The sequence below is a fragment of the Lyngbya aestuarii BL J genome (assembly GCF_000478195.2).
In the GTDB taxonomy this organism is placed as follows: Bacteria; Cyanobacteriota; Cyanobacteriia; order Cyanobacteriales; family Microcoleaceae; genus Capilliphycus; species Capilliphycus aestuarii.
The window spans coordinates 18,065-34,025 of sequence record NZ_AUZM01000005.1 but is presented as its reverse complement, the minus strand read 5'-3'; the positions used below and the strand labels follow the sequence as shown (position 1 = coordinate 34,025).

Here is a 15,961-nt window from a genome sequence, read left to right as displayed (position 1 = left end):
GATAACGTTTGTAGTTGGGCTAGTTGTCGTTGCTCTAGCCCTATATCGGTGCGCGTGCATCGCAACAACGAACTTACTGAGACTTAAATTAAATAAACTAAAAAATCAACCCATGAGTGCTGCAAAAAGCAAAAAAAAGTCTAAAATCTGGACAATAGAAGAAAGTCAAACCCGCTCTCGTTTAGATGAGATAGCCACAGAAGAACCCTTAGAAATACGGTTGATTTATCCCGAACAAACTCTCGCTGTTACCATGCGAACACCGGGAGCAGATTTTGATTTAGTGGCAGGTTTTTTGTACAGTGAAGGGGGGATAACTAGCCGAGAAGATATTTCTAAAATGAGTTATTGTGTAGATCCTGATATTGATGGCGAACAGCGACAAAATATTATTAATGTGGCTCTAAAATCGGGATTAACTTTTGATTTAAAACGACTCGAACGACATTTTTTTATGACCAGTGCTTGTGGAGTATGTGGGAAAGCGAGTATTGAGTCCTTAAAAATCCGTGAAATTCCGCAGATTTCTTCTGACTTTAATATTAACACAGAGATTATTTATCGTTTAAATGATCAACTTAAATTAGCTCAAGGACTATTTTCCGCGACTGGCGGCTTACACGCAGCAGCTTTGTTTGACGCTCAGGGAAAACTCTTGAAACTTCGAGAAGATGTCGGTCGTCATAATGCTTTAGATAAACTCATTGGTTCTGCTGTCTTGACAAATGAGTTACCTTTAACGCATCATATCGTGATGGTCAGTGGACGCTCTAGCTTTGAGATTTTGCAAAAGTCTATTGTTGCTGGTGTTCCCGTTCTTTGTGCGGTGTCTGCTCCGAGTAGCTTGGCGGTGGAGATAGCTCAAGCATTTAATATAACGTTAATTGGTTTTTTACGAGGTCGGCGATTTAATGTTTATTCAGGAATTGAACGGATTAAACTGGCTTCTTAGTGATTCATTTTTGATGAAGATTTAACATTAAAAATACTTTCAATAAATGGGTTATTTTAAATATCATATAAACTATTTTAAAAGTTATTATTTATGCTAAAAAATCCAAAAAATGTTGAATAAGAAGAGATGAACAATCAATACAAACGAACAGAATCCAAGAGATATTGTATTGTTTTGAAAAGATCATCGAGATCAAAGTTGGCTTTACCTCAAGAACAAACTTCAATTTCTCTCATCGCAAAATTTGTTGAAATATCTTGAGATCAAAATATTTTGACTCTCTCCGTTTGACCGACAAGGGGTAAAATAGACACAACAGTATAATGTGTAATATTTGGAGTTGGGATTTATATGGACTACAAACAAGAATTAATTACAACAATACATGATTTTAGTTGCGATCTAGAACTCCTAGAAGCACGATTAACTCAACTAAGTGAAACTTCACCGACTGCTGTATTGATTCCGGCATTATATGATGAACTCGAAAGACCTGCTTTAACTTTAATTCGAGATCAATTAAAAGAATGTAAATTTGTCAATACTGTAGTCATTTGTCTTTGCGCTCAAACTGCCGAACAATATAATAAAGCTGTTGATTTTTTTAGTATATTACCCCAGCCAACTTTTGTGATTTGGGAAAACGGCCCTCGGGTGACTCAACTCTTAGAAAAATTGCGAGATAAAGGCTTAGATTTATTAAGCTTTAAAGGCAAAGGTCAAGCCGTTTGGTTAGGACTGGGTGTGGCATCTTTACAAGCTGAAGCCATTGCTATGCACGATGCTGATATTATCACTTATAACAAAACCTATCCGATGAAGCTACTTTTTCCTCTGGTCGAAAAAGAGTTGGGGATCGCCTTTAACAAAGCCTATTATGCCCGCTTAGGAGGTGAACCCATTCGGTTTCATGGGCGAGTTGTCCGTTTATTTGTCATGCCTTTACTCACGGCTTTAACGGATATGTTAGGTTATCATAATTATCTACGTTATTTAGGGGCTTATCGTTATCCTCTATCGGGAGAATGCGCTCTAACAAATGATTTAGCTCTTAATATTCGGATTCCGGGAAATTGGGGTCTAGAAATTGGATTGTTGGCTGAAGTTTATCGTAATGTAGCCGAAAAACGCATCGCTCAAATTGATTTAGGAACCTTCGATCATAAACATCAACCGATTGGTAATTCCACTCACGAAGGCTTGCGAAAAATGTGTCGAGATATTCTCCGTTCTATTCTCAGAACTTTAACAGAAATGGAACGAGTTGTCTTAACCATGGATGAAATTCGCACCTTACGAGTTAAATTTCGACGCGAAGCACAAGACTACACTCGGCAATATTTTGTTGATGCTCGTTTTAATAACCTAGAGTATGATCGTCATCAAGAAGAAGTTACTGTCGAGTTATTTGAACAAGTGATCACAGAAGCAGGGCAAGACTACCTCAACAACCCCGCAAATATTCAAATTCCTGACTGGACACGCGCCCTCGCCGTGATGCCTGCCCTACGAGAACAATTGCGAGAAGCCACCCGACGAGATATGGCTGAAGCGAAAGCCTCCATGAACACATTGGGAAATTCTGATGCCTCTCGAGTTGAATCTAATCACAATACTCCTAACCCTGTGATCGTTATTCCCTAGTTTAAATCCGACTCAGAAAACGAGAGGCAATAATCTGATCATTTTACTTCTACTTTTGCGATTGAAAATGTTTCAATAATTTTTGAAGGAGGTGATGAGATTAATTAATCTTTTTTGACCAACGGTTACAGCAGCGGACAGACCCCCTTCGGGTTCAGCAGTCACGTGACTGGTGTTGGGCGAAGCCCACGCGCGCAGAGTACCCGTTGGGCGGAGTAATCTGTAACTGACTTACTGTAACTTTTATTGAGAATATTTTTTTCTCTTAAACTTCAGTATTTTTTCGGATACTTTTTTTGTCCAAATCTGCAACAATATTAATTGTTAGAGACAATCAATCAGCGAAATGAGACGAAAAGAACTGACACCCAGAGAGAAAGAAGTCTATGAACTGTTGCAGCAAGGATGGACAACCAAAGAAATTGCGATCAAGCTCCAAATTACTCAGCAGCGAGTACAAGTTGTTGCTAGAAATGCCAAGTATCGACTCATGGATCAAGCCCAAGACTTAGATAATTCAGTTGATTCTTGAAGATTTTGATTGTATTTTCCATACCAAACATTTATCTAAGTTTAATTAAAATCATGGATGAAATTATTAGTAAATTAGCTGGAATTGGTTTCCCGGCGGTTGTTCTCCTGATCGCAATGGCAACGACTGGATTAACCGGAGCTGCTGCAATTACGGCTGCACTAGCCATGTTAGGGCCTGGGGGAATGATTGGGGGAATTGTGCTACTGGGAATTATTGGACTGGCTTCTGATGCTCTCACGAAGTATGGTTTAGAAGCTCTCCTTGTCGGCGTTTATCAAGAGCGAAATTCTCAGGGTGAAAGCAAGATAAACTTATCTCAAGAGATTGATAAATTGCCAATTTCTAGAGAACTTAAACTAATCATCAAAGATGAGTTGTAAGGAGATCAATTTTATTAAAACTAGGAACAATACTTTGAATTAAGTGGCAATTCACAACTAGCCTTGAGAGTTTGTATCACTTTAATTCTTGTGAACATATTGGTCTATTGCCTGCATGGGATTAAGAATCAACCCTTTTCAGGTGCTACTGTATAATTGTTTTGAGTGATGCTTGATTAGTTCAGGTGTTGTTTGCTCTATGTTTTAAGGTCTAGAATGTTTACTTCGTTTGATAATACAACTATTTTCATCTTATTGATCGCTCTAGGGATTGTGGGATGGGGCTTCTATCGCGCTCAACCCTATGGTAAACAGGGGATCTTGTCTTGGTTGCAGTCTATCATTTTAATGGCACCTTGGCTGCTGTTTTTCGCACTGGCAGCGGCTGGAATTTACCTCAATCTAGCCAGTATCCTCTTTTTATTCCTGGCTTCAACTGGACTCTACATCATCCTCGGTCGAAAACTGCGGGAAATGGCAGCAGAAAATGAGCAACAACGTTCTGACTCTCCAGCAGACTCTCCCCAACAGTACCATACCCCGAATGAAACCGAGGAAAAATCCTCCGTTGAATCGGGAGCAGCCCCCTCGCCCCCTGAAAAAAAGTTAACAGATACCGAAGAAAAACCAACACCGATTCCCCCAGAAGATCTCAAAATCATTCAAAATATTTTTGGTATAGACACCTTTTTTGCCACTGAAACTTTACCTTATCAAGAAGGAATCATCTTCAAAGGAAACCTCAGAACAGATCCTGAACAAGCCTATACTCGTCTATCAGAACACTTAGAGCAAAAAATGGGCGATCGCTTCCGACTTTTTTTAGTTGAAAACCCCGAAGGAAAACCCGTTGTGATCGTTCTGCCTCGCAAAAATGATCCCCAATCAACTACAATTCCTCAAAAAGTATTAGCGATTATTTTACTCTTGGTCAGCGTCTTTACCACCTTTGAAGCCGGAAGTTTGTTACTCGGGTTTGACTTTTTTACAGAACCGAACCGTTATGCTGAAACTCTCCCCATTGCCTTGGGTTTATTTTCGATTCTAGCCAGCCATGAAATTGCCCATCAACTGATGGCAAAACGTCATCACGTTAAATTTGGCTGGCCGTTTTTTATTCCGACTATTCAAGTCGGTACTTTTGGGGCTTTTAACCGTTTTGAGTCTATTCTTCCGAACCGAAAAGTTTTATTTGATGTTGCTTTCGCCGGGCCTGCGGCTGGAGGATTACTCTCACTGGGAATGCTGTTTATCGGGTTAGTTTTATCTCATCCTGGAAGTTTATTTCAGATTCCTACCGAATTTTTTAAAGGGTCAGTTTTAGTCGGAATTTTAGCCAAGACAGTTTTAGGTTCAGCGCTGCATAAATCTATTGTTGATGTTCATCCTTTGACGATTATCGGTTGGTTAGGTTTAGTGATTACCGCAATTAATTTAATGCCAGCCGGACAACTCGATGGGGGACGAATTATGCAAGCGATTTATGGTCGTAAAATTGCCGGACGTTCCACTCTAGCGACGTTTGTGGTATTAGCAATTGCTTCGTTAGTAAACTCTCTAGCGTTATATTGGGCTGTGGTAATTTTAATCTTACAACGCAACCTCGAACGCCCCAGTTTGAACGAATTAACCGAACCCGATGATACTCGCGCCGCTTTAGGTTTATTAGCCTTATTTTTGATGATTACTACTTTATTTCCTCTGACTCCTGCGATCGCTAGTCGTTTGGGAATTGGTGGTTAATTCATTCCCTCTTAAAATTGATGGATAAACCCGGTTTCTAGTCCGATAAATTAGAAACCGAGTTGGTGAAGCAGCAAATGGATCAATCGTACTTATTTTCATTCACCGTTGAAGTTACAGAGTGAACATTCCATTTCTAAGCTTTTACCTTCATCGGCACCCCATTTTCTGGGGTAAACGTTAACCCTCGACGGACAGGTTTAATCGGGCGATTTTCCGTTAATTCCAGTTTCGTTTCAGTCAATACCGTTGCTAAAACTAACTTCATTTCCAACAATGCAAACGCATAACCCAAGCAGCGACGATTTCCACCCCCAAACGGCAAAAATTCATAGGGTGAAAACTGACGTTCGAGGAAACGTTCTGGGCGAAATTGTTTAGAATTGGGATAAATATCCTCCCGATGATGCACTAAATAAATACAGGGAATGAGTTGAGTTCCGGCTTGAAACTGATAGTCTAGAATTTCCATCGGAACTTTCAACTGCCGAACAAACGTAAAAATCGCAATCGGATAAATTCGCAATGTTTCCGAACAAACTGCATTCAAATAGGGTAATTTAATCACCGCACTGGGATCATTTTTAAGATCACATTGGCTGAGTTCATCCAATAATTTATCTAAAATTTCAGGTTGAGAATGAACCCAATAAAATGCCCAAGCCAATGCAGAGGCGGTTGTTTCATGTCCTGCAAATAGCAGCCCCATCAACTCATCTCGTAATTCTTGATCGCTCATCGGTTCGCCATTTTCATCTCGCGCCGCCATCATCAAACTCAAAATATCTTCGCTCAACGGCTTATTTTTACGCTCATTAATTTCTGCATAAAGCAGTTGATCAATTTTATTTCTAATTCTCACAAATCGCCCCCAAGGACTCCAAGCTCCCAAATCTTTTTGTAATTTCGGAAAAAACAAAAAACTGGCTTTAAACGGAGAATTAAAAGTATCCAACCATTCGGTCATTAATTTTCTCAGTTGTTCAAAGCGTTCGCCTCGATCCAACCCAAAAACCGTATTTAAAATGACCCGCAATGTAATTTCTTGGGTACTATTTCGCATCTCAAACGGCTGATCTTTCGGCCAGCTTTGCATCACCCGCCGAGTCACTTCATACATGGTTTGACCATAAGCTTTCATTCGTTCCCCATGAAAAGGGGGCATCAAAAGTTTGCGCTGTTTTTGATGAGAATGACCATCCAAAAGAATAACAGAAAAATCACCTAATAAGGGTCGAAGACTTTTGTTTCCAACGCCCGAATCAAAACAATTTGGATTCGCTGTAAAAATCTGTTCTATGGCTTTAGGATCGCTAAATATGGCATAATCGGGAAAACCTGTTGATGAGCCGCCAAAATTATCCCCGTAACGCGCCCGACTTTCTTCGAGATAGTCCAGATGATTGAAAATCGCTCGTAAAGTTTGCCACCAATCAGGACTTTTAACAATCGGAAGCTGTTTAAAGGTTTTTGCAGTCGGTGAGGGTGTGGTTGTTGTCATCTGCACTACTCCTGTGTTGAATCTTTGTTTTTATTCTACTGTTACACATTTTAAATATTCTATCTAGGGAAGATCGGAAAGTTAAACCGGAACTTAAAAAGAAATTTTCAACAGTCTAAAGTATTTATTGTCAAAATCAAAGTTTTATTTAAACTACAAATTCTTTTCTTTTCAGACTTTATTTGATGGCTTTTTATAAAATTTTAAGCAACAAAAGAAGTTGCAGACTATAAAAAATAATGATACAATAGTCATTGTAAAAACTTGATTGTTGTTCAACTTTAAAGCCAACAAAAACAACAAAAAATTGGGTCTAACTCTTAATTACAATGGCAACAGGTATACCTCATCAAAATCAATCTCAAGGTAGCTTAAAAAACAACAGTAAGCTATCATTTCGCTTGGAGTATGAAGGAAAAGTTTCTACTGAAGATATATTTCAAACGCCTCCCGCTCAGTTACGTTGTGTTGCTCGCGTGAAAAAACAACCGAAAAGTTACCTAGTATATGGGGAAAATCTGAGAGTGCTTAGAACTTTATTAGATGATCCTAATATTTTAGGGAAAGTGGGATTAATTTACATCGATCCTCCTTACGCGACTGGATTTGGCTTTGAGTCCAGAAATCAAACCCATGCTTACAACGATTTAATTGATGGAGCAGATTATTTAGAGTTTATACGTCAACGATTGATTTTACTACGAGAAATATTAGCAAATCATGGGTCTATATATGTTCATCTAGATGAAAAGATGGCTTTTCCGGTCAAAATCTTAATGGACGAGATTTTTGGAGCAAAGAATTTTAGAAATTGGATTACTCGCAAAAAATGTAACCCAAAAAACTTCACGCGCAAACAGTATGGAAATATATCAGATTATATCCTTTTCTATACAAAAAGTGATGATTATGTGTGGAATCAACCCTTTGAATCTTGGACAGATGCCAAAGCGAAAAAAGAATATCAGTATATAGAAGAAGAGACAGGAAGACGGTACAAAAAAGTTCCTGTTCATGCTCCAGGTCAGAGAAAAGGTGCAACAGGTCAAGCTTGGAAAGGAATGCTTCCGCCACCGGGTAAACATTGGCAATATCCTCCTGAAGTTTTAGATGAGATGGATAAAAGAGGTGAAATTTATTGGTCTCCAACAGGTAATCCTAGAAGGAAAATATATCTTGATAATAGTAAGGGTATTGCCGTTCAAGATATATGGCTTGAATTCAAGGATGCTCACAATCAAAATATTAAGATTACAGGTTATCCAACGGAAAAGAATCCTGATTTAATTAAGCGAATTATTTTGGCTTCTTCTAATCCAGGAGATCTGATATTAGATGCTTTCCTGGGAAGTGGAACAACAGTGGCGGTTGCGGAAGAATTAGAAAGACAATGGGTAGGGATAGATAATTCACTTTTGGCAATAAAAACAACAATTCATCGCTTGATTAAAGGAACTGAAGCAATGGGTGACTTTGTTAATAATAATGGAAATCAACCCAAACAAGAGTCTCTGTTCAATACGAATAGAATTTTGCGACGGGGGCTTGATTTATATTTGGAGATCGCATCAGATCTTGAGGAAGTTCCAGAAACTCTGATTGAAGATTGGGATAAACAACTTAACTTTCAAGCCAATCTCTGGTAAATCTTTCATCTAACATTTTCAGAGTACAAACTAGAACTCTTCCTTGTCCATAATATTCTAGGGAGGCATAATCATTCCACATTGATCCAAGAGTTAATCCGGGGCCATCATTTAAAAAGAACACTTTTAGAGGAAGATCGTAAGTATTTGCGTACTGGAGAATATCTGTCACCTTATCTCTATTGCCACCAATGCGATCATCTTCCTGCGCTCCCCCTCGATCTGAATCGTAGCGTGCAAATCCAATAACCAAAGGAGTTTTATCAGTCCGAGAAATTAGAATGTCTGCTGGTGTTTGTATTGCCCAATTTTCTAATACTTCATTGAGCATTATATCTCTTCCTGCACCTACAGGGCCTTGAATTAGATACTCCGCTCCAAAGTTTTTTTCAAACCACAGGAAAAATGCTTCTGTTAATTCATATCCTTTCTGTCCCCGGCTCTTATATTCCATTAGAATAGCCATTAATGCTTCATCAGGATTAGGACGGCTTGCTAATTTTTCTCTAACTTCTTCTATATCTCTAAATCGATGCCCATAGTCTTCAATGATGCTGGAAATTCTTCTTTTGACCTTTAACATCTCAACCGAAGTATCTGGTGATACATATTTACGGAAGACGCGCAGTAATTGTGTTCTAGATGGATTGGGAATTTCAGTAATACTTCTCAGTAAATTTGCAGAGTTGCTAGCTTTGTTAGCTAAGTTTGCAAACTCTTCTATAACACTGCCATAAATAGTATTTGCTTCATCAAGATAGTCAGGATAAAACTCAGAATCCATGAATGTGATATACTGAGAAGCTCTAGGTTTATACTCACTAAATGAACTCAAGAGAGACACCTCCTTTATTGCTTTAATGGATAGATATTATACAGGTTGGCTGATTAAGACGAATATAAATCAAGCGCACGAGCAATAAATTTAACGATAATTAACACAATTTTGTCAAATTTAAGTTATGATAAATAGAATCATTCGGGAATCAGAAAGCTATCCCCATGAATAGATCTGCCCAGATTGCCAGCATTATTAACCAACGTCAGCCTCTCGCCTTGAGAATCGACAAAGTTGAGAAGAATCTCAGGTCACTTTCCACTCAATTGGATCGTCTTCAAAACCACCGAAATCAGCTTCTTTCACAAGTTGACGATTTTGATGTGAGTGGAGATTTGAAAGAAATAGATTGCTCGTCAATCAACAGAAGTATTGAGTCCGAATTATTGGCTTTAAATCAACTCAAATCACGTTTTTCTCGTAATACTTTAAATATTGGTGTGGTCGGACGGGCCGGACAGGGAAAAAGCCGTTTATTACAAAGTTTATCCGGTCTAACAACCTCGGAAATTCCCACAGGCGATCGCCAACATTGTACCGGAGTTCGCAGTACAATTTACCATAACCCCAGTGTTGATACCTACGGAGAAGTTTGGTTTCACACCGAACGAAGTTTTTTACAAGAAATCATTGCCCCTTATTACGATAAACTTTATCTGGGAGCCAAACCTTTAAGTTTAGAAGAATTTGCCACCCAACCCCTTCCAAATTTACCGATAAACCTCTCGAAACAGGCAGAATGTGGGGCGATGTACGAACATTTGCGTCGCTACCATACAAACCTCGAAAAATACCGTCATTTGTTTCACGAACCTTCGCCCCGTCGCATTCCCAAGTCTCAAATTCGAGAATATATTGCTCAAGATGATCCCAGTGGAAATCGTGTTCATGTCAATTATTTAGCCGTTCGAGAAGCCAAAATTGTTTGTACTTTTCCCAACTCCGATGTCGGACAAATAGCCTTAATTGATATGCCGGGATTAGGCGATACCGGACTCGGAGATGAAGAACGATTAATCAAAACCCTCGGACAAGATGTTGATATTGTTTTATTTGTGCGAATGCCTAGACCCCCGAGAGAATATTGGGCAGATGTTGATGTTAAACTGTATGATATTGCCAGTTCTGCACTGACTGAACTCCCGCTCAAACTTTGGTCATTTCTTGTTCTCAATCGTACCGATAATAACTCCTTAATTGGAGACAACTCCCTCTACTGTCAAGACCTGGCAAATACTCGCAAAGAAAAGCATTTATATGTGGTCGATCATATTATTGCCAACTGTGCGGATGTAGAAACCGTCAATCAACAAATTCTAGAGCGAATTCTTAACTATTTAGCAAGTAAAATGTCGGCTTTAGATGCCGAATACGCCTCCTCAACCCAAGACCGTTTAATTCAACTGCAAAAGACCGTTGCTTCCGAACTCGAAAAAGCCGAAAAAGCTCTAGAACGAGTTACCGGACGTGACAATTGGTTTCCCTTATTTGTGACCTTATTTGATCGACTTTGGGAAGATTTAACCACGGGTTTAGAAGCCCTTTTGCGAGAACTCAGAGAACAGCGGGATGTACAAGATGCCGACTTCAAGCAACAAGTAGAAAACACCATTAAAGCCTGTCGAGAAGATGCGGGTCTTCCCACCGAAGCCGAAATTAATCGCAAGCGTGATAGTGTGGGCGGCTATCCCAACGCTTATTATGAATATCTCAACGAAGTTCGCTCCCATTTATCTCAACATTTTCTCTCTTTAGATGAAGGATTAAAACGAGGATTAGATCGGGTAAAATCTCAAGTGGCTCAAGTGTTAATAGAGCGAGGTCGTTTGGCGGGTTTAACCGAGAGTAGAGGGGTAGAATTCCTCAAGACAATTGCCGAACTCATTCCCGAAGAACTCGTCGAAAATAAACCTAGTGAATTGTGGCGAGGCTTTCAAATTTTAGCCGACTTTGAACTTTCCTATCGAGGTTTAATTCAACACCGAATCCGCCAACATATTGATGATTTAACCCCCGATGAAACCTCACTGCAACTGTCATCCTCTCCGACCGCTCAAGAAGTCTTAAATTGTCTCAAATCTCTGCAAGCAGAAGCCGTTTATAAATGCGAACGCGCCTTAGATGATTTATTGGCCGAACCGAGTCAAGCCGGATTTGCTATCGTAGAAGAATTTATGGATCGAGTCTTACGAGCAAAAGAAGTTAAAAACGAATGGCGTATTTTCTTAGAAGAAATTCGTCACGATGTCTGGCCTAACGAATTTGAACAGTTAGGAGAACGAACACGAACTCGACGAGAATGGATGGATTCTGTTGAACGAGCAACGGCAGCTAACCAGTTAAATTTAATCACCTTTTTGGATTAATTTAGGATACAAATGCAGGAACTTCAAATTACAATGCTCGGCCCTAGTGGAGTCGGTAAAACAACCCTGATCACCGCCATGTATGAGCAGTTTGAGAGTAATATCGGTTCGACGGATTTACAGCTAACTCCCGACGACGAAAGCTCGGCAATTTTGCAAGATAACTTAGTTGATCTCAAGAGTTTACTCGATGTATTTGAACCGAGAGGAAGAATGGGAATTCAAGGAACAGAAGCCATTTCTGGCCCGGATTCTTTGCGTTCTTTTACCTTTGGTTTGGGTCGAAAAGGAGAAAAACCTTCCTTACAACTGCGGTTTAGAGATTATCCGGGCGGCTATTTAGGAAGTCAAGCCTCCAAAGAAGAAAGAGAGTTTGTCAGAAAACTGTTGCGAGAATCTGTAGCCGTTTTAATTGCAATTGATGCTCCGGCATTGATGGAAGATTCAAAAGGGATATTGAACGAAAAAGTGAATCGACCCCAACAAATTAAAGACTTATTCAATGCGGCTTATCAAGACCTTGATTCGCCCCGGTTGGTTATTTTTGCTCCGATAAAATGCGAGAAATATTTAAAAGATGAACAACAGGCAAAAGAGTTAATAGAACGGGTGAAAAAAAGCTATGAAAATTTAATTCAATTTTTTGATTCTGAAAAAGTTAGCCCTTGGATAGCGAGTGTTATTACTCCGGTTCAAACGGTGGGGAGTGTGATTTTTTCTCGGGTAGAATATGATCAACATAAAAATCCTCATTTCTACTTTCGGAAAACCCGACATGATGCTCAATATAGTCCGAAAGACAGTGAACAACCTTTAAGATATCTTTTGCGATTTTTGCTGAAATTACATTTTGATTCTCGTTCAAAAAGCTGGGGAGTTTTTAACTTTTTGCGAGACTGGTTTAGTCTGGATGCTTACCTGAGAACTGCTGTTAAACAATTTGCCAATAACTGTAAAACTAGCGAAGGTTTTGTGGTTTTGAAAGGCGAACAATGGTTAAAAATTTAAACTGATTTAAACACACTTTGAACGTTTAGAGGAAATAACGATGACAATTTACATTCTCAGTCGAGGTCAAAAAGAAGATCAAGATTATTCTTGGTTTAAAATCAGAAAAGAGAGTCTGATTCGTGAAACTCCACCAATTTTTAAAAGAGTACCTGTTGAAACTGTTATCGAGCATCAAAAACCTTCAATGATTCTTGCGCGTCAAGATTCTGAATTTCTCTTACTTGTAACGGGATTAAAAGCTAGAGAAGAACGTGCAGATTTTATGGGTCGCTCCGTTAGAAATTCTATCGCTTGGGTTTATTCTGACTCAGAAGAACATGAAAATATATTACGTTCTCTCGCTATTCGTGCGTTAAAAAATGAACTAGAATTAGAAATAGATAAAGCTATTAACATCGGTGGAGAATACGGTTTTAAAGTTGAACAAGACGCAATTGAACAGTTAGCGATTTCCAAAATAATCGCATCTAAACCCGCAGAAAACGCTTGTAAACTGGGTAAAAATTCTGCAAAATTACGACAAGAATTGGCTAAAGAACTGCAAAACTATTCTATTCCTTTAAGAGATGGTTTTTTGATAATTATCACGACCTTAAAAGCTAAATCTGCTTTAAGTATGTCGGGAGTTTGGCGGGGTTTATCCGATAGAATAGAAAATGAAGAATGGGAAATCATTTCAAAGACCAATCAATTAATAGCATCTCCAACTTCTAGATCAGTTCTGTCCTCCCAAAAAAAAACGACGACTCAAGCCGCATTAACGATAGCGATTATTTTAGCAATTATAATGATTTACCTAGCGATTTAAACTTTGCAAATTATCTGGATATTTTTGAACAGTTAACGAGTTTACAGCTAGAAAAATTATCTGAACTAGAGCCGTTAATTCGGTTTATTATTTCTAATACACAGTTAGAAACTCAAGCTGAAAAGGGAAAATTAAACGCCAAAGACAGAGAATTGATTGAGAAAATAGACAGTTTGTTAAAAGAACTTCAAAGTTCAGTTAACCGAATTAAAAACCTGAATGATTGGCAGGATTTTGATAATTTGTGATCATTTGCTGCATAAATTGAAGTCCGAGTCCAGTTCTTTTGAACAGATAAAGAATCAGTCAGAGTGAGAGTCTACACAAAAATTATAGAAAACATTAATATTTAGGAGGGTAGATCACCAAGTTAGCAAGACAAAATAGGAACAAGTTAATTCAGGGAATTTTGTTGCGATGTGTGATACCTTCGTTGCCTTACCCGATGCTACACTCAACAGTGATGTTATTTTTGGGAAAAATAGCGATCGCCCTCAAGGAGAAATTCAAGATGTGGTGACATTTCCAGCCCAAAATAACGGTCTTGGTGAATTAGTTGAATGTACTTATATTTCTATTCCTCAAGTCAACCACACCTACGCCGTAATCTTATCAAAACCTCGCTGGATTTGGGGCGCTGAAATGGGTGCAAATGAGTGCGGAGTCGTCATCGGAAATGAGGCCGTTTGGACAACTGAACCTTATTATAGTGCGGGTTTGTTGGGGATGGATTTATTACGACTCGCCCTAGAACGCTCTGCAACCGCTCGTTCAGCCCTTGATTGTATAGTAGAATTATTAGAAAAACATGGGCAAGGGGGAAACTGTGCCGAACATTTTGCCCTGATTTATCACAACTCATTTATTATTGCTGATCCCACAGAAGCTTGGGTCTTAGAAACCGCAGGTCAATATTGGATAGCCGAACACGTGACAACCGGAACTCGATCTATTTCTAATGATCTCAGTATTCGGAATCAGGGCGATTTACGACATCCCCAACTCATCCCTCATGCAATAGAAATGGGATGGTGTCAAAGTGAAGAAGATTTTGATTTTGCTCAGATTTTTTCAGAGGGGGGACTTCAAGTTTCCTCTCACGACTCGCGAGAAGGACGGGTTAAATTGTTGTGTCAACTCAACGAAGGTCAATTTTCCCTCGATACCGCTCAAGCCATTTTACGCGATCATAAAGGCAATGTTTGTATGCACGGCAAATTTGAAACCACAGGCAGCCAAATTTCTTCTCTATCTTCAGATCGATGGGAACATTGGTTCATTGAACAGCCTTATCCCTGTCAACAAGAATATCAGCCGAAAACTTTTAGCAATACATTAATACAGCATTCCCTCGGCAATCGTATCTAGTGATCTGATCAGTTCTAAATATGTCAAAATCTAGGGTGACATTATTCAACCCTGAGTTATCCCTTCGATTACCCCAATGACATCAACCCTGACTTCTACTGCTGTTGTTGATTTTTTAGGTTCAGAAATAGTACCCAACGCTCAAACCGCCCAGGTTGCTATATTACCCATTCCCTTTGAGGCAACCACCAGCTATCGAAAAGGCTGTGAAAACGGCCCTGCGGCGTTGCTAGAAGCCTCTCATCAGCTTGAATGCTACGACGACGAACTAGAGCGAGAAGTCTGTTTTGCGGTGGGAATTTACACCCATCCAGCGATCGCCGATACCCGCAGCCAAGACGTATCATCGGAACAAATGCTGCAACTCACCCAACAAACTGTTTATGATTTGGCAAGTTCCGGTAAATTTGTGATCGCTTTGGGCGGTGAACATAGTATTACCGCAGGAGTGGTTGCTGGATATCAACAACTCTCTGATGAACCCTTTACCGTCGTTCAAATAGACGCTCATGGAGATTTACGCTATGAATATGAAGGGACAATTCATAATCATGCTTGCGTGATGCGGCGAGTCGTAGAAATGGGACTACCAACGGTACAGGTAGGAATTCGCAGTTTGTGCATCGAAGAAGCGAATTTAATCAAAGAAAAACAATTACCTATTTTTTGGGCGCGAGACATCGCCACTCAACCCGACTGGATCGAAAAAGCGATCGCCGCCATTCCCACAAAACGAGTCTTTCTGACAATAGATTTAGATGGGATAGACCCCAGTTCCATGCCCGGAGTCGGCACCCCCGAACCGGGTGGGTTAAGTTGGTATGGTTTGCTCGGATTTTTGCAGCGTTTATTTACCACTCATACGGTGATTGGTTGTGATGTGATGGAATTAGCACCTGTGGCTGATTGTGTGGTTTCCGAGTTTACCGCCGCCAAACTCACCTATAAATTAATTGGATATCATGCTCTAGCAACAGGATTACTCAACTAGAGATTTGTGATCAAATTCACGCTTTGTCTTCCCGACTTCCCCCGACTCAAGGCGCCTTCTGTACGACGAATTAGGGGATTTTTAGATTGTGAGTTAAAGTAGGGGTTAGAGCGTCGGCCTACTGAGTGCGAGTGTGTGCTGGTTTATTGTTGTGATAGAGATTTGGCAATACGTC

The 15,961-nt window shown here is 39.6% G+C and carries 13 protein-coding genes; 11 read left to right on the top strand and 2 right to left on the bottom strand.

Features of this window, described 5'->3' with window-relative positions; all coding sequences use genetic code 11:
• The first annotated feature begins 112 nt into the window (after positions 1–112).
• The 5 genes from fdhD (at position 113) to M595_RS03510 (ending at position 5,257) form a co-directional block, all read left to right on the top strand.
• Entirely contained in the window at positions 113–952 is an 840-nt protein-coding gene (gene fdhD / locus M595_RS03530; protein WP_023064743.1) for a formate dehydrogenase accessory sulfurtransferase FdhD, read from the top strand.
• Positions 953–1,306: 354 nt separating this feature from the next.
• Positions 1,307–2,599, top strand: a complete 1,293-nt coding sequence (locus tag M595_RS03525; RefSeq protein ID WP_023064685.1) for a glycosyltransferase family protein — start codon at positions 1,307–1,309, stop codon at positions 2,597–2,599.
• Positions 2,600–2,945: 346 nt separating this feature from the next.
• The gene (locus M595_RS03520) at positions 2,946–3,131 is read left to right on the top strand and encodes a LuxR C-terminal-related transcriptional regulator (protein WP_023064691.1); all 186 of its coding nucleotides are present in this window, start codon (positions 2,946–2,948) and stop codon (positions 3,129–3,131) included.
• A gap of 53 nt (positions 3,132–3,184) precedes the next feature.
• Entirely contained in the window at positions 3,185–3,514 is a 330-nt protein-coding gene (locus M595_RS03515; RefSeq protein ID WP_023064628.1) for a hypothetical protein, read from the top strand.
• A 216-nt stretch (positions 3,515–3,730) separates the two neighbouring features.
• Positions 3,731–5,257, top strand: a complete 1,527-nt coding sequence (locus M595_RS03510; protein ID WP_023064717.1) for a site-2 protease family protein — start codon at positions 3,731–3,733, stop codon at positions 5,255–5,257.
• A 136-nt stretch (positions 5,258–5,393) separates the two neighbouring features.
• Here the strand turns inward: M595_RS03510 and M595_RS03505 are convergent, their stop codons facing one another.
• Entirely contained in the window at positions 5,394–6,758 is a 1,365-nt protein-coding gene (locus M595_RS03505) for a cytochrome P450 (RefSeq protein WP_023064661.1), read from the bottom strand.
• 329 nt (positions 6,759–7,087) lie between these two features.
• On the opposite strand from M595_RS03505, the gene M595_RS03500 reads away from it, so the two are divergent.
• The gene (locus tag M595_RS03500) at positions 7,088–8,404 is read left to right on the top strand and encodes a site-specific DNA-methyltransferase (protein WP_023064687.1); all 1,317 of its coding nucleotides are present in this window, start codon (positions 7,088–7,090) and stop codon (positions 8,402–8,404) included.
• On the opposite strand, the gene M595_RS03495 is transcribed toward M595_RS03500, so the two are convergent.
• On the bottom strand, positions 8,379–9,248 hold the full coding sequence (locus M595_RS03495; RefSeq protein WP_238987020.1) for a hypothetical protein: 870 nt from the start codon (positions 9,246–9,248) through the stop codon (positions 8,379–8,381). The genes M595_RS03500 and M595_RS03495 overlap by 26 nt on opposite strands.
• 158 nt (positions 9,249–9,406) lie before the next feature.
• Between M595_RS03495 and M595_RS03490 the strand changes: the two genes are divergently transcribed.
• From M595_RS03490 to speB, 5 genes are all read left to right on the top strand, one after another.
• Positions 9,407–11,608, top strand: a complete 2,202-nt coding sequence (locus M595_RS03490; protein ID WP_023064672.1) for a dynamin family protein — start codon at positions 9,407–9,409, stop codon at positions 11,606–11,608.
• A 12-nt stretch (positions 11,609–11,620) separates the two neighbouring features.
• Positions 11,621–12,616 (top strand): hypothetical protein, encoded by a 996-nt coding sequence (locus M595_RS03485; RefSeq protein WP_023064650.1) that lies wholly within the window; start codon positions 11,621–11,623, stop codon positions 12,614–12,616.
• A 40-nt stretch (positions 12,617–12,656) separates the two neighbouring features.
• Positions 12,657–13,427, top strand: a complete 771-nt coding sequence (locus tag M595_RS03480; protein WP_023064623.1) for an ATP synthase subunit B family protein — start codon at positions 12,657–12,659, stop codon at positions 13,425–13,427.
• Positions 13,428–13,844: 417 nt separating this feature from the next.
• Positions 13,845–14,795, top strand: a complete 951-nt coding sequence (locus tag M595_RS03475; RefSeq protein ID WP_023064746.1) for a C69 family dipeptidase — start codon at positions 13,845–13,847, stop codon at positions 14,793–14,795.
• A 76-nt stretch (positions 14,796–14,871) separates the two neighbouring features.
• Positions 14,872–15,786 (top strand): agmatinase, encoded by a 915-nt coding sequence (speB, locus tag M595_RS03470; RefSeq protein WP_023064689.1) that lies wholly within the window; start codon positions 14,872–14,874, stop codon positions 15,784–15,786.
• The last annotated feature ends 175 nt before the right edge of the window (positions 15,787–15,961 follow it).

Excerpts from the sequence above, each read along its gene's own strand:
- fdhD (WP_023064743.1), top strand. The coding sequence starts at position 113 with ATGAGTGCTGCAAAAAGCAAAAAAAAGTCTAAAATCTGGACAATAGAA.
- M595_RS03525 (WP_023064685.1), top strand. The coding sequence starts at position 1,307 with ATGGACTACAAACAAGAATTAATTACAACAATACATGATTTTAGTTGC.
- M595_RS03520 (WP_023064691.1), top strand. The coding sequence starts at position 2,946 with ATGAGACGAAAAGAACTGACACCCAGAGAGAAAGAAGTCTATGAACTG.
- M595_RS03515 (WP_023064628.1), top strand. The coding sequence starts at position 3,185 with ATGGATGAAATTATTAGTAAATTAGCTGGAATTGGTTTCCCGGCGGTT.
- M595_RS03510 (WP_023064717.1), top strand. The coding sequence starts at position 3,731 with ATGTTTACTTCGTTTGATAATACAACTATTTTCATCTTATTGATCGCT.
- M595_RS03505 (WP_023064661.1), bottom strand. The coding sequence starts at position 6,758 with ATGACAACAACCACACCCTCACCGACTGCAAAAACCTTTAAACAGCTT.
- M595_RS03500 (WP_023064687.1), top strand. The coding sequence starts at position 7,088 with ATGGCAACAGGTATACCTCATCAAAATCAATCTCAAGGTAGCTTAAAA.
- M595_RS03490 (WP_023064672.1), top strand. The coding sequence starts at position 9,407 with ATGAATAGATCTGCCCAGATTGCCAGCATTATTAACCAACGTCAGCCT.
- M595_RS03485 (WP_023064650.1), top strand. The coding sequence starts at position 11,621 with ATGCAGGAACTTCAAATTACAATGCTCGGCCCTAGTGGAGTCGGTAAA.
- M595_RS03480 (WP_023064623.1), top strand. The coding sequence starts at position 12,657 with ATGACAATTTACATTCTCAGTCGAGGTCAAAAAGAAGATCAAGATTAT.
- M595_RS03475 (WP_023064746.1), top strand. The coding sequence starts at position 13,845 with ATGTGTGATACCTTCGTTGCCTTACCCGATGCTACACTCAACAGTGAT.
- speB (WP_023064689.1), top strand. The coding sequence starts at position 14,872 with ATGACATCAACCCTGACTTCTACTGCTGTTGTTGATTTTTTAGGTTCA.